Source organism: Izhakiella australiensis, from assembly GCF_002006995.1.
Taxonomy (GTDB): Bacteria; Pseudomonadota; Gammaproteobacteria; order Enterobacterales; family Enterobacteriaceae; genus Izhakiella; species Izhakiella australiensis.
In genome coordinates, this window is the sequence record NZ_MRUL01000023.1 from 20,740 (window position 1) to 40,295 (window position 19,556).

The 19,556-nt window shown below is 53.4% G+C and carries 17 protein-coding genes; 6 read left to right on the forward strand and 11 right to left on the reverse strand.

All coding sequences use genetic code 11. The features are described from left to right. The first annotated feature begins 71 nt into the window (after positions 1 to 71). Positions 72 to 851, forward strand: coding sequence for a LuxR family transcriptional regulator (locus BTJ39_RS21070; RefSeq protein WP_078004692.1), 780 nt, complete (start codon positions 72 to 74; stop codon positions 849 to 851). Positions 852 to 941: 90 nt separating this feature from the next. On the opposite strand, the gene BTJ39_RS21075 is transcribed toward BTJ39_RS21070, so the two are convergent. The 3 genes from BTJ39_RS21075 to BTJ39_RS21085 form a co-directional block, all read right to left on the reverse strand. Continuing rightward, on the reverse strand, positions 942 to 1,571 hold the full coding sequence (locus BTJ39_RS21075; RefSeq protein ID WP_078004693.1) for an acyl-homoserine-lactone synthase: 630 nt from the start codon (positions 1,569 to 1,571) through the stop codon (positions 942 to 944). Between the two features lie 477 nt (positions 1,572 to 2,048). After that, a complete protein-coding gene (locus BTJ39_RS21080; protein ID WP_078004694.1) occupies positions 2,049 to 3,434 on the reverse strand; it encodes a nucleobase:cation symporter-2 family protein in 1,386 nt (461 codons plus the stop codon). A gap of 89 nt (positions 3,435 to 3,523) precedes the next feature. Then, positions 3,524 to 4,459 carry a quinone oxidoreductase family protein gene (locus tag BTJ39_RS21085; protein ID WP_078004695.1) on the reverse strand — a complete coding sequence of 312 codons (936 nt, stop codon included), beginning with the start codon at positions 4,457 to 4,459 and terminating at the stop codon, positions 3,524 to 3,526. Between the two features lie 78 nt (positions 4,460 to 4,537). Here BTJ39_RS21085 and BTJ39_RS21090 point away from each other — a divergent pair, with 78 nt between their 5' ends. Continuing rightward, complete coding sequence (locus tag BTJ39_RS21090) at positions 4,538 to 5,002, forward strand: MarR family winged helix-turn-helix transcriptional regulator (RefSeq protein ID WP_078004696.1); 465 nt, start codon at positions 4,538 to 4,540, stop codon at positions 5,000 to 5,002. Here the strand turns inward: BTJ39_RS21090 and recG are convergent. The 5 genes from recG to gmk are packed head-to-tail and all read right to left on the reverse strand — an operon-like array spanning position 4,999 to position 10,856. Next, positions 4,999 to 7,080, reverse strand: coding sequence for an ATP-dependent DNA helicase RecG (gene recG / locus BTJ39_RS21095; RefSeq protein ID WP_078004697.1), 2,082 nt, complete (start codon positions 7,078 to 7,080; stop codon positions 4,999 to 5,001). The two genes, BTJ39_RS21090 and recG, sit on opposite strands and share 4 nt — an antisense overlap. Next, positions 7,077 to 7,772: a tRNA (guanosine(18)-2'-O)-methyltransferase TrmH gene (gene trmH, locus BTJ39_RS21100; RefSeq protein WP_078004698.1), complete on the reverse strand. Its 696-nt coding sequence runs from the start codon at positions 7,770 to 7,772 to the stop codon at positions 7,077 to 7,079. The genes recG and trmH overlap by 4 nt, the downstream gene beginning before the upstream one ends. Position 7,773: 1 nt before the next feature. After that, positions 7,774 to 9,885: a bifunctional GTP diphosphokinase/guanosine-3',5'-bis pyrophosphate 3'-pyrophosphohydrolase gene (spoT, locus tag BTJ39_RS21105; protein WP_078004699.1), complete on the reverse strand. Its 2,112-nt coding sequence runs from the start codon at positions 9,883 to 9,885 to the stop codon at positions 7,774 to 7,776. 18 nt (positions 9,886 to 9,903) lie between these two features. Further along, positions 9,904 to 10,179: a DNA-directed RNA polymerase subunit omega gene (gene rpoZ, locus BTJ39_RS21110; RefSeq protein WP_078004700.1), complete on the reverse strand. Its 276-nt coding sequence runs from the start codon at positions 10,177 to 10,179 to the stop codon at positions 9,904 to 9,906. 53 nt (positions 10,180 to 10,232) lie between these two features. Continuing rightward, the gene (gmk, locus tag BTJ39_RS21115; protein WP_078004729.1) at positions 10,233 to 10,856 is read right to left on the reverse strand and encodes a guanylate kinase; all 624 of its coding nucleotides are present in this window, start codon (positions 10,854 to 10,856) and stop codon (positions 10,233 to 10,235) included. Between the two features lie 278 nt (positions 10,857 to 11,134). Between gmk and ligB the strand changes: the two genes are divergently transcribed. Continuing rightward, on the forward strand, positions 11,135 to 12,832 hold the full coding sequence (ligB, locus tag BTJ39_RS21120) for an NAD-dependent DNA ligase LigB (RefSeq protein WP_338418166.1): 1,698 nt from the start codon (positions 11,135 to 11,137) through the stop codon (positions 12,830 to 12,832). Here the strand turns inward: ligB and BTJ39_RS21125 are convergent. Then, positions 12,807 to 13,424 carry a trimeric intracellular cation channel family protein gene (locus BTJ39_RS21125; protein WP_078004702.1) on the reverse strand — a complete coding sequence of 206 codons (618 nt, stop codon included), beginning with the start codon at positions 13,422 to 13,424 and terminating at the stop codon, positions 12,807 to 12,809. The genes ligB and BTJ39_RS21125 overlap by 26 nt on opposite strands. Before the next feature lie 279 nt (positions 13,425 to 13,703). Between BTJ39_RS21125 and BTJ39_RS21135 the strand changes: the two genes are divergently transcribed. Together BTJ39_RS21135 and BTJ39_RS21140 are read left to right on the forward strand one after the other, a co-directional pair. Next, complete coding sequence (locus tag BTJ39_RS21135; RefSeq protein WP_078004704.1) at positions 13,704 to 14,504, forward strand: substrate-binding domain-containing protein; 801 nt, start codon at positions 13,704 to 13,706, stop codon at positions 14,502 to 14,504. 47 nt (positions 14,505 to 14,551) lie between these two features. Beyond that, positions 14,552 to 15,235: a DJ-1/PfpI family protein gene (locus BTJ39_RS21140; protein WP_078004705.1), complete on the forward strand. Its 684-nt coding sequence runs from the start codon at positions 14,552 to 14,554 to the stop codon at positions 15,233 to 15,235. 29 nt (positions 15,236 to 15,264) lie between these two features. Here the strand turns inward: BTJ39_RS21140 and BTJ39_RS21145 are convergent, their stop codons facing one another. Then, positions 15,265 to 16,875 carry a cyclic peptide export ABC transporter gene (locus BTJ39_RS21145; protein WP_078004706.1) on the reverse strand — a complete coding sequence of 537 codons (1,611 nt, stop codon included), beginning with the start codon at positions 16,873 to 16,875 and terminating at the stop codon, positions 15,265 to 15,267. Positions 16,876 to 17,181: 306 nt separating this feature from the next. Between BTJ39_RS21145 and BTJ39_RS21150 the strand changes: the two genes are divergently transcribed. After that, positions 17,182 to 17,925: an AraC family transcriptional regulator gene (locus BTJ39_RS21150; protein WP_078004730.1), complete on the forward strand. Its 744-nt coding sequence runs from the start codon at positions 17,182 to 17,184 to the stop codon at positions 17,923 to 17,925. Here BTJ39_RS21150 and BTJ39_RS21155 read toward each other — a convergent pair. Continuing rightward, positions 17,907 to 19,193, reverse strand: coding sequence for an HAAAP family serine/threonine permease (locus BTJ39_RS21155; RefSeq protein ID WP_078004707.1), 1,287 nt, complete (start codon positions 19,191 to 19,193; stop codon positions 17,907 to 17,909). The two genes, BTJ39_RS21150 and BTJ39_RS21155, sit on opposite strands and share 19 nt — an antisense overlap. Positions 19,194 to 19,556: the final 363 nt, after the last annotated feature.

Sequence of the window (19,556 nt, forward strand, 5' to 3'; positions counted from 1 at the left end):
TGGCGGTGCGACGGGTGATAATGACAGCGTCTGCTAACGGATAATATTTGACACGATGCGTGATTAAACTCATGCTTGAAATAAGCCTAATATGGGATGTTTATAGCGTAGAGATTATTCAGGGAGATAAAGAGGTGGCCGACAATTTTTTTAAGAATGAAGAGATTAATAAAAATATTAAAAATTTCCTTGAAAAAGAATTATTAGAAACTCAATATCTTAGGTTTGGATATTTTATAATAAATAAAAAGAATTTAAATGATATTTCCATCATAAATAATCATCCTGAATGGTTTAAACTGTATACAAAGTTTAACCATCAAATGGTTGATCCCGTTGTAATAAAGTCATTAACTAGAGTTGAAGATTTTTCTTGGGATGAGGAAATTGTTATTTTATCAAAGCTTGCCTTGCCAAGAGTTATGCTACATGCAAAAAAGTATGATATTAACAGTGGTCATACATTTATTTTGCATGACCATAAAAATAATCTTGTTTTGCTATCTGTTTTTGATGCCTCAGGATACCAAAAAGAAATAACAGCTGATAAAGATAGAGAGAAGATGAGTTTGCTTTTGATAAGAGCGCATCAAAAAATGCTTAATCTTTACAATACATTTGAGGGCGATGTTAAAACTAGTATTTCAATAACAAGTAAAGAAAATAGAGTTCTGTATTGGGCAAGCAAAGGGAAAACTTACAAGGAGATCGCTTTAATAGTTGGAGTTCAAGAAAGAACAGTCAAGTTTCACATGGGTAATATTGTAAGGAAACTTGAAGCTGTAAATGCTAAGCATGCTATTAGATTGGCTTCAGAGCTTAAGTTGGTCAGGGTTCCAGATTGCTTATGATTTTTACTGACGCGCTAAGGTGTGAAAATCCAGGAGACCATAGCACTTAATTAGTAATTTTAATTTTTCATGTGAAATGCATGTGAGATCTTATCTATTGCTGACTTTATATTCAAGTTTATAATTAATTGCTGTTGTTTCCTTTTTTAACTCATGCTCCAAACTAGATAAGTTACACGCTAGCGTTGGCATTATTATCAGATAGATATACTCATTTTTTTCAGATTTCCCTCTTTTTTGGATTTTTATATCCCAGCCGGATGTTATAAGGCAATTTAAGAGTTGCTCAGAGGCAACAGCATAAATACCTTCATACCCTAACTTACTGGAAAATTTTAAAATCTCAATGAATAGTATCAGGTTAATAATGGTTTTTTTTAATCCAAAATTTTTTATTTTTTCTTTATCAGTAAATAATCGGGTTAATTCAATGTAGTTTCCTTCTTTAATAACTATGCTATCAAAATACTTATAAAACACATCAGTGCACATGTTACGTTTTTTCATATCTATGAATCTACAGCCGCAAACTACTTCATTTTTGAATTCTCCAATCAAATAAAATGCATTATTATTATCAAAATCATCAAATTCCATGCCTTTTTTACATTTTACCAGCCAATTTAGTTCATCTTTGAAAATTTTTTTCCTTATTCTAAAAAACTTCTTTAGCTCATCGTCGTTGAATTTTATATAATTACCTATGATAATATCTAGCATAAATTATTACTTGCTTTTAAGTTGGTGAAGTTAAAATATATATTTTGCATTTTTACTTTTGTAATGGTAAGGCATTTAAAGATTTGCAGCATATATTACCTCATTATCTTACTAAATGCATCCAGTAAATATATTATAGGAATTAAATGTTTGCTATTATTTCATGATGTATCTCCATGTAATTTATATTAATGGATTTAAAATTTCAACATCTGCGATGTGGTTTTTATCCTGCAATTGGATGTAATTAATATTTCGCGAGTGAAGGGTGAATTTTATATGGTTAGTTAATTGATGTTTTAATGTGATATTTTTGTATTATTATGTTATTTAATCTTTATGACTGATTTCCACTAAAGAGCATAATAGGGTTTATTAAACTATTTTTACGGTACGATTTGTAGTGAGCAATTTTTAGAGAGGGTTTAGCTAAAGGGAATTCAAGCCAGGCTTGGGCCTGGCCAGCAAGAAGGCGGCTTACTTCTCCTGCGGAAACAGTAAATTCAGCACGATGGCGGTAATGCCTCCGGCAGCGATGCCCGATGACAGCAGCGTTTTCAGCCAGTCGGGGGCAAATTGCAGGATCAGCGGCTGTTGTGATACGCCCATGCCCACCGCCATGGAAAGCGCGATGATCATAATGGCCCGGCGGTTGAGCGGCTCGCGTGAAACAATGCGTACGCCGGAAGCAGCAATGGTGCCAAACATCACAATGGTGGCGCCGCCCAGTACCGGCTCCGGAATATGCTGCACAAAACCCGCTACCGCCGGAAACAGTCCGAGAACAATCAGCATCAGGGCTACGACAAATCCGACGTAGCGGCTGGCTACGCCTGTAAGTTGAATAACGCCATTATTCTGACCGAAGCAGGAGTTAGGGAAGGTGTTGAACAGCGCCGAGACAAACGAATTAAGGCCGTTTGCCAGCACGCCGCCTTTCAGGCGCTTCATATAAAGCGGCCCGCTGACCGGCTGCTCAGAAACATCGCTGGTGGCGGTAATGTCACCGATGGTTTCCAGCGAGGTCACCATAAACACCAGCATTAATGGGATTAGCAGATTCCAGTCAATGCTCAGGCCATAATAAAAAGGGCGCGGTATAGCAATCAGCGTGTGGTCGACTGGTGCGCTCTGCGGCAACATATCCATTGCCCAGGCAAGCAGATAGCCTACCGCCATCGCAATCACCAGCGAAGCAACGCGCAGGTAGGGATTGCGCTGGCGGTTAAGCAAAATGATAACCACCAGCACCGCGCCGGCCAGCAGCAGGTTTTTAGGGGCGCCAAAGCTGTGATCGCCCATTGCGGCAAAGCCTCCGCCAATCGATGTCAGACCCACCTGAATCAGCGACAGGCCGATAATCATTACTACGATGCCGGATACCAGTGGCGTAATGATACGGCGCGCCAGATGCAGCACGCGCGACAGCAGCATTTCGGTACAGGAGGCCAGCATCAGAGTGCCAAATAGCGCCGCCATCATAGCGGGGACGTCTGCGCCGCCGTTTTTCAATGCCGTACCGCCCATAATCAACGGCGTGACAAAGTTGAAGCTGGTACCCTGGATTGATAGCAGCCCGGAGCCAACCGGACCCCAGGTCTTGATCTGCAAAATGGACGCGACCCCGGAAGCAAATAGCGACATGCTGATAATATGGCGGGTATCCGCCGCCGGCAGGCCCAGCGCCTGGCAAATCAGCAGGGCGGGCGTAATCACGGCCACAAACATTGCCAGTAAATGCTGCAGCGCGGCAAACAGGGTTTGCGGCAGCGGTGGACGATCCTCAAGGCGATAAATCAGTTCGCTGCGCGACGGCGTTGACGCTTCCTGCGGCAGGCTATCCTCGGTGGTATTGGCGGACATAAAGAGACTTCCCATAACAACAAAGTGGCGATTTTAAACCTATGTCGGTTAAAAGCAATCGTTTGCTATGGGTCGTCCGGGCTTTTTATTCAGAGCGTAAATACCGTACGGCAGCGGCTGTCATCGCTTAGCCAGGCGCTGGTAACTTCCTGTAGCGGACGCGGCTGACAGGGGACGCTGAAACCGGCCTGCGGCATGGCGTTTAGCAGTTCGCCGACGCTGGCCGTCAGCTGCTCAACGGACAGGCTACCAATGCCGCTGCCCATCAACTTCAGCGCCGAGGAGCGCAGCAGATGGCTGTGTAGCGGGATCTGCTGACCGCTCAGCGAGCCGATTTGCACAAAGCGCACCGGTTTACTGCCGCCGGCGACAGCGGCGTTGAGAATGCCAAGCGCGCTATCGCCCCAGAGATAATCCAGTACGACGTCGACGCCCTGCTTAAACAGTGGCGGCAGCGCCGTAGCCAGATCGTTAAGCTCAATGGCAATATCAGCGCCTTGAGTCAGCAGCGTCGCCAGCGCCTGCTGATTACGTCCGGTGACGATAATTTTTCCGGCGCCGAGATGGCGGGCGATAGCAACCGCCAGCGTGCCGGAGGTACCGGTCGCGCCATTAATTAACACGGTCTCACCGGCGTTCAGCTGCGCGCGGCGGGTCAGCGCTGCCCAGGAGGACATACCCGGATTAGCGCTGGCCGCTGCGTTGACGGCATCCAGCGTATCGGGAATCGTTACGCAGTGTTCGGTAGAAACCAGAGTTAGCTCTGCCATTCCGCCCCACGGGGCATCCGGCAGGACGAAGTATACGCGCTCACCGTTGCTTAAGCGTCCAATGCCATCAATGCCGGCAACATAGGGAAAAGTGGATGAGGCGCTGTAATGTTTTCCCGCAACCCGGCCTTTTACTACCTGGCTGATGGCAGAAGCTTCAACCTGAATAATCTGTTGCCCGGGCTTTGCCTGCGGTACCTGGAAGTCACCGTAAACCGGTGGCTGGCCAGCGGTGGTTACAATAGCTGCTTTCATAAAAGAGACCTTCTCAATTTGTTATTTGTGTGTACAATGCACACATTATTCTTGTGTTTATCGGCAGTCAATATAAATATGCAAAATACACCTAATTCCGGCGAATTCGATGCGCTGCATAACGCCTTACTGAACATTGTCGGCGCGTTTAATCGTCCGCAGCGCGATGAAGTATTGATAAAACAGGCAGGTATCCCGCTGGACAGGGCACTCTTTCCGCTGTTAGTGAGTATCGATCGCTTTGGTCCGGTGGGCGTGGTTGAGCTGGCCGATCGGGTTGGCCGTGACTACACCACCGTCAGTCGGCAGGTCGCTAAGCTGGTGGAATTAGGGCTGGCAGTACGGCAGAAGGGGCAAAAGGATAAGCGCGTCCATGAGGCGGTTATCAGCCCGCAGGGTAAAAAGATGACCGATCGCGTTGATGCCGCGCGCAATCGGCTCTATCAGCAAGTTTTTAGTGACTGGCAAGCTGCGGATCGAGCTGAACTCACCCGGCTGGTGGAAAGGTTCGCCCAGGCCTTCAGCGGACGGGAAGAGGATTAGGCATTGGTATAACGCACGGTTTCCGGCAGCCAGCGTTCGATCAGCGCCTGGGCCTGTTGCGGGTAGCGTTGGTGGATATGGCGGGCGATACGCTGAACTTCGGGGATGATCGCCTGGTCGCGCAGCAGGTCGGCTACCCGAAACTCTGCGTTGCCGGTCTGACGGGTGCCAAGAAGCTCACCGGGACCGCGAATTTCCAGATCGCGCTGGGCGATAACGAAGCCGTCATTGCTGTCACGCAGTACCTGCAGGCGTTTTTGCGCGGTTTTGCTGAGCGGTGCTTTATAAAGCAGTACGCAGTGTGAAGCAACCGCGCCACGGCCGACGCGCCCGCGCAGCTGGTGCAGCTGCGCCAGTCCGAGGCGCTCCGGGTTTTCAATGATCATCAGGCTGGCGTTAGGCACATCGACGCCCACTTCGATAACCGTGGTTGCGACCAGCAGCTGCAATTCTCCCTGCTTGAATGCCTGCATTATCGCCTGCTTTTCCTGGGGTTTCATGCGGCCGTGTACCAGTCCGATGGCGAGCTCCGGTAGCGCCAGCTGCAGTTCCTGCCAGGTGGCCTCCGCCGCCTGGGCCTCCAGTAGATCTGACTCTTCAATCAGCGTACAGACCCAGTAAGCCTGGCGGCCCTCCTGCTGGCAGGCTTTTTGTACGCGGTCGATGATATCCCCGCGTCGGGTATCCGGGATTGCAACGGTGGTGACCGGTGTTCTGCCAGGCGGCAGCTCATCAATCACTGAGGTATCGAGATCGGCGTAGGCGGTCATTGCCAGGGTGCGAGGTATCGGCGTTGCGGTCATGATCAGCTGATGCGGATGAAAGCCTTGCTCTTCGCCCTTTTCCCAGAGCGCCAGTCGCTGATGCACGCCAAACCGGTGCTGCTCATCGATAATCACCAGCGCCAGGCCGCTAAACTGCACCTGCTCCTGGAAAAGGGCGTGGGTTCCTACCACCATCGCCACCTGGCCGCTGGCAATCGCTTCCTGCTGGGCGGTGCGCGCTTTCCCTTTCTGTTTGCCGGCCAGCCAGCCCACCTCAATCCCCAGCGGAGCAAACCACTGGCGAAAATTGTTAGCGTGCTGCTCTGCCAGCAGCTCCGTCGGCGCCATCAGTGCAACCTGTTTACCGTGAGCAATCACCGCCAGCGCTGCCAGCGCTGCTACCAGGGTTTTCCCTGAGCCGACATCGCCCTGTACCAGGCGCATCATCGGATAGTCATGGGCAAGGTCAATATCAATTTCATCCACCACGCGATCCTGCGCCGCGGTGGGTTTAAACGGTAACGCCGCCAGTAGCTGCTCGCGCAGTGCAGGCAGCAGGGTCAACGCTAAAGCGCGGTGACGCTGAGCGCCGGCGCGTACCGCCAGCATACTGAGGTTGTGCGCCAACAGCTCTTCCATTATCAGGCGGCGCTGCGCGGGGTGGTTGCCACTATCAAGATCGGCCAGCGCCATATCCGGCGGCGGCCGATGCAGCATGCGCAGTGCGTCGGACAGGCTTATCATGCCGTGGCTCAGCTCGGGCGGCAGCAGTTCAGCAACAGGGCAGGTGTCCAACAGCTTCAGCGCCTGATCGGTAAGATTACGCAGCGTTGCCTGACGTACGCCTTCGGTGGTGGAATAAACCGGCGTCAGGGTTTCCTGTAGTACGGTAGCGCTGTGCTCACCCTGCACCTTGTATTCCGGATGAATAATTTCTGCGCCGCGCTGACCGCGGCGTATTTCACCGTAAGCGGTGACCCGACTGCCGGTCGCCAGGCTGTTTTTCATACCGGCATTAAAATTGAAAAAGCGCAGCGTCAGCACGCCGCTGCCGTCGCTAATCTGGCAGGTCAGCATCCGACGGCGTCCGAAGGTGACATCGGTGCGCAGCACCTCGCCTTCTACCGTGGCATATACGCCGGGCAGCAGGTCATTAATGGCATACAGATGGGTGCGATCTTCATAGCGCAGCGGCAGATGCAGCAACAGATCCTGCACGTTATGCAGGCCGAGTTTGGTCAGCTTTCCGGCCTGGCTGGCACCGACCCCGGAAAGCGTGCTTAGCGGTATGGCATCCAGCAGGCGGCCTTTCATCGCGGCACCGACGACTGCATTGTGGCCCACCACTCAGGGTCGGCAATGACTTCGCCTTCCTCGCCGATAACCGGCCTGGGCAATCCCTTCTGTCGTGCCACCCGCGCCAGTACCGGATAGCCGCCTTCAAACATCAGGCGCTGCTGCTCGCTGACGTCAAGGGTGCTTTGCTGGCGCTGATACATACCGGCAATCTGGCGCTGGCGCTGCGCTTCATACAGGATCAGCGCGCTGGCGACCGAAACGTTGAGCGACTGCACCATGCCAACCATGGGAATAATAATCTGCCGGTCGGCCAGTGCCAGCGCCGTTTCGGTAATACCGGTTTTCTCCTGCCCCATCAGAATACAGGTTGGCAGGGTATAGTCGATTTCGCGAAAATCGACCGCCTCGTCAGACAGATGAGTGGCGAGAATCTGCATCCGGCGGCCTTTGAGGTGCGCCACCGCATCGGTAATAGTGCGATGGGTTTTTACCTGAACCCAGCTATTGCTGCCTGCGGCAGTGGACACCATAGTTCGCATACGATGGCCGGGCCAGACGGCGTGAACTTCATGAACGCCGACGGCGTCAGCGGTACGGATCACCGCCGAAACGTTGTGGGGCTTATGGACCTGCTCCATGCAGACCGTCAAATCGTGCTGACGGCTGGCGAGCATGGCGCGGATACGGGCGTGGCGTTGGCTGTTCATGCTAATTACGGTTGCGATGGACCTTGATCACATCTGGCATAACGCGAATTTTGCGCATGATGTTAGCCAGATGGATGCGATCGCGTGCGGTCAGGCGAATATAAGCGCTGTAAACGCGGCCATCTTTTTCTTCGGTATTCAGGCTCTGAATGTTCGAACCGGCAGTATTAATCGCCGCAGTCAGGTTAGCCAGTGCTCCCTGATGATTGAACATATCCACTTTAATTTCCGCCACGAATTCCTGGTCGGTCACCGTATCCCATTCGACCGCCATAAATTTTTCCGGCTCTTTTTGATAGCCGCGGATATTCCGGCAGGATTCGTGGTGTACCACCAGTCCTTTGCCGGGGCTAACATGCGCCACGATAGGATCGCCGGGGATAGGACGGCAGCATTTAGCGAAGGTGATCAGCACGCCGTCTGCGCCTTTAATCGGTAGCTTGCTGCGCGCGGCGGTATTCGGCGCAGGGATAGTAGGCTCTCCCTGCTGCAGATTCTTCGCCACCACCACGCTCATGGCGTTGCCGAGGCCAATTTCCGCCAGCAGATCGTCGAGGCTGGTCAGGCGCATGCGCTCCAGCTCTTTCTGAATATGTTCTGGTGGAATTTCAGCAAGCTTACGACTGCCGCCGAGGGCGTGATTAAGCAAGCGACGGCCAAGGTTAACGGAGTCTTCGCGCTTGAGGTTTTTCAGCATCTGGCGAATTTTTGAACGCGCACGCGAGCTGACCACGAAATTCAGCCAGGCGGCGTTAGGACGCGCGCCCGGGGCGGTGATTATTTCGATGGTTTGTCCGCTGGTCAGCGGCTGAGAAAGCGGATAGGGCTGGCGATCGACGCGAGCGCCAACGCAGGCGTGACCAATGTCGGTATGCACCGCGTAGGCAAAATCGACCGGCGTGGCATCGGCCGGCAGTTCAACGATGCGTCCTTCCGGGGTGAAAACGTAAATCTCATCGGGAAACAGATCGGATTTTACGCTCTCAATAAATTCAAATGAACTCCCGGCGCTCTGCTGGAGCTCAAGCAGGCTCTGCATCCAGCGCTGCGCGCGGATCTGCGCCGTAGTGCTGGTTTCGCCCTGCTCTTTATAGGCCCAGTGCGCGGCAACCCCCATTTCAGCCATCTGATCCATATCTTCGGTGCGAATCTGCACCTCAACCGGCACGCCATGGGGGCCGATCATCGAGGTATGCAGTGACTGATATCCGTTAGCTTTGGGAATGGCAATATAGTCTTTAACCCGACCGGGGCGCGGTTTATACAGGCTGTGCATCTGGCCCATCACGCGGTAGCAGGTATCAACATCACGTACGATGACGCGAAAAGCGTAAATATCCATGATGGAATGAAAACGCTGCTCTTTGAGGTGCATTTTGCAGTAAATCGAGTAGAGGTGTTTTTCTCGTCCCGAAACGCGGCAGGCAATACCCGCTTCCTGCAAGCGACCATCGATTTCCGAAAGGATTTTCTGAATCATCTCTTTACGGTTGCCGCGGGCGGCTTTCACCACCTCTTTAATCACCCGGTAACGGTTGGGATGGAGCGCTTCAAAACCCAGCTCTTCCAGCTCGGTTTTCAGGTGATGAATACCCAGTCTATGGGCCAGCGGGCTGTAAATTTCCAGCGTTTCGCGAGCGATGCGGCGGCGTTTATCCGGACGTAGCGCACCCAGCGTGCGCATATTATGCGTTCTGTCGGCGAGCTTGATCAAAATGACGCGGATATCCTGCACCATTGCCATGATCATTTTACGGAAGTTTTCCGCCTGGGCTTCTTTCTTATCGCGGAAATTAAGCTTATCGAGTTTAGAAACGCCTTCTACCAGCTCAGCAACGCTTTTACCAAAAAGCTGTTCGAGATCCTGATAGGTTGCCGGCGTGTCTTCGATAACATCGTGCAGCAGCGCGGCGATCAGCGTTTCGTGATCGAGCTTCATCTCGGCCAGAATGCAGGCAACGGCGACAGGATGGGTGATATAGGGCTCACCGCTGGTACGTGTCTGACCCTCGTGGGCATCACGTGCAACAAGATAAGCCTGCTTGAGGCGCTTGATTTGCTCCTCAGGCAGGTATTTTTCAATCAGCTGATTGAGACTTTCAAACAGATACAAGGGCGACCTGCGAAATAATTAACGACGGCCTTCTGCAATCGCGGTAACAGCCTGCAGTTCTGCGGCTTCTTGCTCTTGCTGTTCCTGACGCTCACGCACGTCGAGAATACGACTGGTGATCAGACCCTCTTCAATTTCGCGCAGGGCAATGACGGTTGGCTTATCGTTTTCTTCCGGAACCAGCGGGTCTTTGCCATACGTCTGCATCTGGCGTGCGCGACGAGCCGCGACCAGAACCAGGTCAAAGCGGTTACCAATTTTTTCTACTGCGTCCTGTACGGTTACGCGTGCCATATGTGTGCTACTCCACGGGTGACGAAAAGACTGGGCATCATACTGAAGTGGCTTCAGTCTGCCAATAGTTTGCTGATTAATCCATCATGGCGGGCTTTCTGACGCCCCATCCGCAGACGTTCTGCGCGGATGATGGTTTTCAGATCGGATAACGCCAGATCAAAATCATCGTTAACAATTAAATAATCATACTCAGCGTAGTGGTTCATTTCGGCAACGGCTTGCGCCATACGCTTAGCGATAACCTCTTCGCTGTCCTGACCACGGCCTCGCAGGCGACGGTCCAGCTCTTCGCGTGACGGCGGCAAAACAAAGATGCTGCGCGCGCCGGGCATTTTCCGGCGAATTTGCTGGGCGCCCTGCCAGTCGATATCAAGGAAAATATCGACTCCGGTAGCTAATACCTGCTCAATCGCCTCGCGCGAAGTGCCGTAATAGTTACCAAAAACTTCCGCATGCTCAAGGAAAGCGTCCCGCTCGATCATGGCACGAAATTCATCATGGGAAACGAAAAAATAATGCTCGCCATGCTGTTCGCCCGGACGCATACCCCGGGTGGTATGAGAAACAGAAACCTGGGTATCGTACAGCGGCTGCGTTTTCAACAGTGCCTGAATCAGGCTGGATTTTCCTGCCCCGCTGGGAGCGGAAACGATATAAAGCGTGCCTTGGGCCATGTGCGTTAGTGATATGCCAATTAGCGAAGTCTGGTTCGTGCTCAGTATACACGGCTGACGCCCGCGATGCAGCGTTTCCCAGCGGCAGGACGCGATTTTCTTTGGCGGCGGAAGGTCTGCCGCAAAATGAAGGACAATTTTAATGGGTTGCAGCATCAGCGTGCGGCCCGGCGCGCAGGGTGACTATCCGGCTGTCGCCGCCCAATGAATGACGGGCTAAAGTCGCCAGAGATTCGGCAGGGAGGCGCGTAGTAATGCAACGGAGAGCGGCAGCAATAATGGCACTGATTTTCAGTGGGACGGTCGCAGCGCAGTGCCCGGTCTGGTCCAGCGGTCGGGCAGAAAAGGAAATTGACGCGCTGAATCGCCAACTAAGCATCTGGGATCGCGCGTATTATCGCGACGGCAAAAGCCCGGTAGAAGATTACGAATACGATGCGCTCCGCGAGCGGCTGGCACGTTGGCGCCACTGTTTTCAGTCGCATCACCGATCGCCTGCTGCGATCGGCGTCGCCCGTGGCCGAATGGCGCATCCCGTTGCGCATGTCGGCGTGCGTAAACTGCCGGGAGAAGCGGAGCTGGCGCGCTGGATGCAACAATCGTCCGGCCCCTACTGGGTACAGCCAAAAGTGGACGGTATTGCGGTGACGCTGGTTTATCGCCGGGGAATGCTACAGCAGTTGATTAGCCGCGGAGATGGCGTTCAGGGAGAGGATTGGACGGCGCGAGCCAGCGCCATTCCTGCCATTCCCGCCTCACTGCCGGAACCGCTTAGCCTGGTGCTCCAGGGCGAGCTATTTTTGCGTATGAAAAATCACCGGCAGGCTGTACAGGGTAGCGTAAACGCCCGGGCGCAGGTCGCCGGTGCGTTAAGGCGCAAGCATCCCGGTCCGCTGCTGTCTCATATCGGGCTGTTCGTCTGGGCCTGGCCGGATGGGCCGCTGACCATGCCGGCGCGGCAGAAGCGGCTTGCAGCGTTGGGATTTCCGCTGTCATCACAGTGGACGCAGGCTGTTTCTGGCGTCGCGGAGGTTGCCGCCTGGCGTCAGCGCTGGTATCGCGCGCCGCTGCCTTTTGCCAGCGATGGCATTGTTGTTCATCGCGAACCGACGCTGGCAGGGGCTGACTGGCGGCCAGGTCGCGGCGACTGGGCAGTGGCATGGAAATATCAGCCGCCGCAAACCGTCGCGGAAGTCGAAGCCGTCGAGTTCAGTCTTGGGCGAACCGGCAGAATTGCCGTCGTGCTGCGGCTTCGGCCGCAAAACCTGGATGATAAGCAGCTGCGCCACGTCAGCCTGGGAACGCTCGCGCGCTGGCGTAAAGCCGATATCGTCGCAGGCGATCAGGTCAGCGTCTCGCTGGCCGGACTGGGGATCCCGCGCTTCGACCGCGTCGTCTGGCGTACTCAGGCGCGAGTTTACCCAACGCCGCCGGATGAAAGCCGGTTTAATGCGCGCAGCTGCCTGATGCTGACCGCCGGCTGTGAGGCGCAGCTGCTGGCGCGCCTCGACTGGCTGGGTAGCCGCGGCGTGCTTGATATTAATGGGTTAAGCCAGCGCTACTGGCAGCAGCTGATTCAGTCAGGTGGCGTTACGCATCTGTTCAGCTGGCTGGGGCTCAGTGAAGCGCAAATTGCTATGCTGCCTGGTATCTCGCCATTCCGGGCGTCCTGGCTTTGGCATCGCTTTAATCTGACACGCCGGCAGCCGCTGCAGCGCTGGATTAAGGCTCTGGGGATACCGCTGCCGCAGCGGGCACTGAAGGCATTGCATGAAAGTAGCTGGTCGGCGCTGATGGCAAAGACGCCAGCAGAGTGGCGAACGTTGCCCGGTGTCGGTCCGGTATTGGCCCGGCGCATCAGCAACTGGTTTGCCGATGAAACCGTCCGACAGCTGATTACATTTTTACTGGCGCAAGGCGTACCGGCGCCGACCAGCCCCGAGCGGTGGATCAATGGTCGGGGTGCGGATAGTTGAAGACCGGCAGGCCAAGGCGAAAGCGCAGGGCGATCAGACGGGCCAGAAAGCCTGCCAGCAAGGTAATAACCACTACCCATTCATTTGGCAGCGGGGTTTTCAGCAGCAGGATATAAAGCCAGCCGGCGGCGAAGGCGATGCCGGCATACAGTTCTTTTTGAAACACCAGCGGGATTCGGTTGCAGAACATGTCACGCAGTACGCCGCCAAACACCCCGGTAATGACCGCGCTGATCGCCGCAATCAGCGCCGCATGACCCATATCCAGCGCTACCTGAGCGCCGATAATGGAAAATACCACCAGGCCAAGCGCATCCAGCACTAAAAATACTTTGCGCAGATGGGGCATCAGCGGCGCCGCCAGAGTGGTAATTACCGCTGCGGCAGCAACGATCAGAATATATTGCGGGTGCTTTACCCAACTGAGTGGGTAGTGACCCAGCAGGATATCGCGCACCGAACCGCCGCCGATGGCGGTGACTGAGGCAATGATAATGACGCCGAACATATCCATTTTACGGCGTCCGGCCGCCAGCGCGCCGGTCATGGCTTCAGCGGTTATTCCAATAATATATAAAACGGTCAGTAACATAATGACTCCTGCGAACCGGCGTGCAGCGTACTGATTTCGCCTGAATCAGGCGACTGATATTTTTTAATTTGTAGCCACTCAGATAACTTTTGCTTATTACAGAATAGCGATTTTAGCCTTTGGTATGGTTTTTCAGACATAAGAATAAATAAAAAAACCGTTCTGCCTGTCGGAAAAACTGGCGCTCCTGGCATAATTTTTATTTGCCGCTGCGCGTTCAGGCTAAGCTGATTGACGCGCAAGAATAAAATTTTTCTGTCCCTACAAGAGTAAACATCGATGAAAAAACAGCTTAGCGAACGCCGGTTTAAATACGCATTAACGTTAGTACTAATGCTCTTTTCCTCCCTGTCAGCAGCGCGGGAAACCACGCTGACCGTCTTCTGTTCCGGCGGGTTAATGGGCGTACTGCAGCAGCTGGCGCCCGCCTGGCAGCAGCGTAGTGGGGTGCGCTTACAGATAGAGTCTGCTCCCTCAATGGGCAGTACGCCGCAGAGTATTCCTCAGCGCCTTGCCCATCACCAGCAGGCTGACGTGCTGGTGATGGTTGACGACGGTATTAAGCCGCTGGTCGAGCATAAATGGGTCAGCCTCAACAATCGCGTTCCGTTGGCGAATTCATACGTTGCGCTGGCAATACCAGCCGGAAAGAAAAAGCCTGATATCTCTACGCCAGATAAGCTAAAAGCGGTGCTCTTAAAGGCGCATCATGTTGCTTATTCCGATAGCGCCAGTGGTCGCTACGTTTCTGAAAGTCTGTATAAAAAGCTTGGCATTGAACGGCAAATGGCGGCTAAATCGGAAATGATACCGGCAACGCCGGTAGGGAAAATTGTTGCCAGCGGTAAAGCAGACGTCGGTTTCCAACAGCTTTCGGAGCTGCAGGTGGTGAAGGGGATTACGGTGGTTGGTTTGATTCCCGACTCGCTGCAAAAAACGACGCTGTATTCGGCTATTCCGCTGGATAACAGCGCACATCCTTCACAGGCGCGCGACTTTATTCATTACCTTTCTTCTGCGCATGTTGCCAGTATTATCCGGCAGAAGGGGATGTCTCCTTTAAATCAGCAGACCAACTAATCCGCGGCAAACTTTTGCGGCATATTTACCGGCCGCCAGGAGAGAGTATGAAGATTGTGATCCCGATTTATCCGGGTGTTACTCAGCTTGATTTTACCGGCCCCCACCAGTTTTTCAGCCGCCTGCCTGATGCCGAGGTAATTGTCGCCTCTGAGGGAGGCGCGTCGATTGAGGCCAGCGGCATGGTATTTAGCGGATTACATGATCTGAGCGCTGTTAACGATTGTGATTTACTGTGCGTTCCTGGCGGGAACGGCTGCCTGCTGGCCATTGCCAGTGAGGTTTTTATGGCGCAGCTTATCCGGCTGAGCAAAAGTGCGCGCTATATCACTTCCGTTTGTACCGGCTCGCTGATCCTCGCAGCGGCAGGGCTGCTGGAAAATAAGCGTGCCACCAGTCACTGGGCATGGCGTGAAAGACTGGCTTGTTTTGGCGCAATCCCGGACGCCGGACGCGTTGTGAAAGATGGCAATATCATTACCGGCGCGGGCGTAACAGCGGGTATCGATTTTGCGCTGGTGGTGATTGCTGAAATCTATGGCGAAGAGATGGCTCAGCGCATTCAGCTGGGGTTAGAGTACTCGCCCGCGCCGCCATTTGCCGCAGGCGAACCAGATACTGCGCCCGCTGATGTTGCCGAGCACATGCGGGCGCAAATGGTTGCCAGCAGCGCAGAGCGCTGTAGCGATCCACGTTTACCGCTGGCGTTGCGTCAGAAGCTGCTGATTTAGCCTGCTGATTTTTAGCGGCCAGTCTCTCGCTATTGCCTGCTCGGTAGCGGTACCCACTGGCCCATTTCAAGCTTCAACAGCCGGTCGGCCAGCTGAAAGTAGCGGTCGTCATGGGTTATTACCACCACCGTTTTTCCTTCCGCTTTCAGCATCGGCAACAGCGTCGTATAGAAGAATGCCTTAAATTCAGGGTCCTGATCGGCGGCCCACTCATCAAACAGGCAAAACGGCCGCGACTCCAGCCATACCAGCAGTAATGCCAGTCTTTTACGCTGCCCCTGCGAGAGGGCGATGGTGGAAAAGCGCCCGTCGCGCAGGCTGACTTTTTGATCCAGACGCAGGCGTTGAAGCAGACTGTCGGCTTTCTTAATGACGGCTTCGCTGGGGTCCTCGATTTCATCAAACAGGAAGAAATCGTTGAAAATCGCGGAGAAGTGCTGGCGATAAACTTCCCAGTCCTGTGGCGCTATTTTGCTGCCATTAAGTATGATCTCACCGGCGTCCGGCGGATATAGCCCAACGAGCAGATGGGCGAAGGTGGTTTTTCCGCTGCCGTTGCCTCCGGTGATGAACACTAACTCTCCGGGCTGAAAACTCACGTTCAGCGGCCCGAGAACAAAGGGTTTATCATCTTCACCGCGATAGTGATAGAGGACGTTGCACAGCTCGAGGCTTTCCAGCGCCGGCGGTGCCGTCAGGCTGCGCAAAGCTTCCGGGGTCAGCGACCGGCGGATCTCCTCAATGCGCTGTAGGGCTATGCGCGCGCTGCCGATGGTTGGCAATGCGCCAAGAAGGCCCTCTACCGGCACGATCATGTAGAGGAACACCAGCGTATAACCTGTCAGCACTGCCGGGTCGAGGCTGATATAACCACGCAGCAGAAAAAGTACGCTGCCGATGAAGAGAAAGAACAGCAAGCTGCCCCAGACCGCCGCCCATGCAAACAGCACATAACCGCGAGTGCGTTCAACGCGCACCTGTTCGATATTTTCGGCGAGCGCTCCCTGTACAAAGCGCCGGCGGCGGTGTGGATTAAGTTTGTATTCCCGTCCGCCATCAAATAAATTTTTAATCTGCTCAATCAGCGTTGCTTCGCGGTTACGCGAACTGTGCAGCAGGGCAATCGCCTGGCGGTGGGTAAAATGGTAGCCCAGTCCGCCCAGTAGCATGGCGACAATCGCCATCGCCAGCACCGGCAAGGAAAGAAAACCCAGGTAGATGAGGCTGCCGCCGATTACCGCGCTGTAAATGAGCAGATTAGGCAGGTTAACAAACAGAACCACCAACGTATCCAGATCCTGCGTCACCACCGCCAGCACGCGTGATACCCCGGTTTTCTCCATATCCCGCCACGCCGCCTCGCTGCTGTTATGGGTAACTTGACTGCGCAACGTAGCTTTGAGCCGCTGACCGAGATACATAAAGGTGGTCTGGGAAATCAGGCGGCCAGATAGCATTGCCAGCATGAGTAAAAGAAACTGACCGCCGGGGCGCAGCAGATCCGCATCGTCGGGCAGATGGATGCTGCTGTTGATTAATGCCAGCAGCGATGCATTACTCAATCCGCTTATCAGCCCCGCACACACTGCCAGTAATAACCAGCCGTAGATCCCTTTTGCCAGCGTAAACAATAACTTCATAATTTAACCTTTTTATTGTGTTTAATCCGTCGGCCTGTACGGCGGCCACGCATCAACGGGGGAGGCAGCAGTGGTACGGCGATCCCATTTTTTTATTATTCAAACAATGGGATAAAAATGATAATCATTGCTCTTTTTGAGGAAAGCGGTTCTGTGTCAGAATGACGATATTTGATGGTATTTTGTCTCTATTCGGAGGCAGATTGGCCGTCAGCGAAATAAATGGCGTAAATGGCTGGCATCGGACGGGCGGGCGACAAGCCGAACAGTATCTGCAACACCTTACCGACAGCGGGAACGCAAACCATGATTGATGCTATTCGAACTCTGCGTTATTCGCAGGAGGGCCAGGAACCCATGCATGCTCACCAGCAGGGACAGCTGATCATACTCGCATGCGGCGTTGCCCGGGTGCGTGCGGCGCATCAGCTTTGGGCGCTGGTACCGGGCCAGGCGCTGTGGATTCCCGGTGGGGCGGTGCATGAGCTGCAGGCAATCGTACCGCTGATGACGCACAATATTTACCTTACCGCCGAGGCGTCCCGGCGCTTTGGCAGCGAATTTAAGGGGCTGCAAGCTACGCCGTTGCTCAATGAGCTGGTTGAGGCCCGGCTGGGTGGCGGAAATGATCCGCAGCGCCACGAGCTGCTATCGAAGCTGATCCTCAGCGAGCTACAGCGCCTGCCTGCTTTAACGCTCTGCCATCTGACGCTGCCGCAGGATCGCCGTACGCGCCTGTTGTGCGACGCCCTTTGTGCATCGCCCGCGCACGGTGAAACCCTGGCGTGGTGGAGTAAAACGGTAGGGGCCAGCGAGCGAACGCTGGCACGATTATTTCGTGAAGAGACCCGGATGAGCTTCTCAGAATGGCGTCAGCAGCTGCGGCTGGTTGAAGCTATTTTTCATTTGGCGCGCGGGGCGACTATTGCCTCGCTGGCGCTGGAAATGGGTTATAAAACTCCCAGCGCGTTTATCGCTATGTTCAAAAAGCGGCTGGGGGTGTCTCCCCAGCGCTATCTGCGTCCGACCACTCAGATAAACAGCGAATAGGAAATCGCGGAAATTGCGATCAGGCCTATCAGCACCACGAAGGCGTTGCTGATGTGGCCGCTGTATTTACGCATCGCGGGCACTTTCGCAATGGCGTACATCGGCATCAAAAACAGGATCATCGCAATCACCGGTCCGCCCAGCGTTTCAATGATAGTCAGTACGTTAGGATTCAACGTCGCCACCAGCCAGGTGGTGAGCAGCATGAATAAAGCCGTCAGGCGATTCAGCTTGCTGTGCTCAATGTGTTTCCCCCGGCTGTGCAGCATTTTATTCACTACGCCGTTAAAACCTTCCCGCGCCCCAAGGTAGTGGCCAAGAAATGATTTTGAGATAGCTATCATCGCGATAAACGGCGCGACCCAGGCGATGAAAGGCGCATGGAAGTGATTAGCCAGGTAGGAAAGGATGGTAATATTCTGCGCTTTAGCCTGCGCCAGATCGGCGGGCGACAGGCAAAATACGCAGCTAAAAACAAACAGCATAACGGTGAAGACCATCATGATGTGGGCAAACATCAGGATGCGGCTGCATTTCTGCTCCGCTTGCTCGCCGTATTCATTGCGTTTAGCGACCGAAAAGGAAGAGATGATCGGTGAATGGTTAAATGAGAACACCATTACCGGAATGGTCAGCCACAGCGTTTTCCACAGACCGCCGCCCGCCTGTGGCGTGCTAAACGATACCGTTTGCAGCGCGCTTAAGTTCCAGTGGGGGATCAAATAGAGCGCCAGCAGCGTCAGCGCTATCACGAACGGAAAGACCAGCAAACTCATTGCCTTAACTATCATCTGTTCGCCAAGGCGCACGATGGTCATCAGGCCGACAATCAGAATCAGCGCCAGCAGGGCGCGCGGCGGTGCCGGCATATGCATCTGATGGGTGATAAAGCTTTCAACGGTGTTGGTAATCGCCACGCTGTAGGTCAACAAAATCGGGTAAATGGCAAAGAAGTAAAGCAGCGTGATGACCTTACCCATGCCGCTGCCAAAGTGCTCTTCAACGACTTCAGTAATATCGTCCCCGGAATTTTTACCTGAAAGGACGAAGCGGGTCAGTCCACGATGAGAATAATAGGTCATCGGAAAGGCGATGATCGCCATGACAATCAGTGGAATCATACCGCCCAGGCCCGCTTGAATCGGCAGAAACAGCACGCCTGCTCCGATTGCCGTTCCATACAGACCTAGCATCCAGATGGTGTCGGTTCTGCGCCATGTTCCCCGGCGTGTGCTGACCTCAATCGGATGCGTTTGCGTAGTATCCATACGTTTCTCCTGAAATCTCTGCTATCCATCATATCTGGATATAAATAATGTTAAGTGTTGTTAGGGAAAAATAATATTTTATTAATTTCTAATTATTTGATTTTTAATCCCGTAAAAGCGCATGAAAGATATCCTGAAGCACGTCGATTGAAAGTGATCGGGATCCCATTTCTTTTTTTAGAATCAGTCTATTGCAGATTAAATTGAGACTTATTGCGCAAGATCAGCTCCTGCCGTAGCAGAGAGGAGGGGGAGCCAGCTTGCGCTGTGGGTTGACCGGGGATGACGTTACGTAACAGCCAGGGTGATTAAATATTTTTTGCGAGATTAATCACGTTATTTTGATCCGGATTCGATACCGCA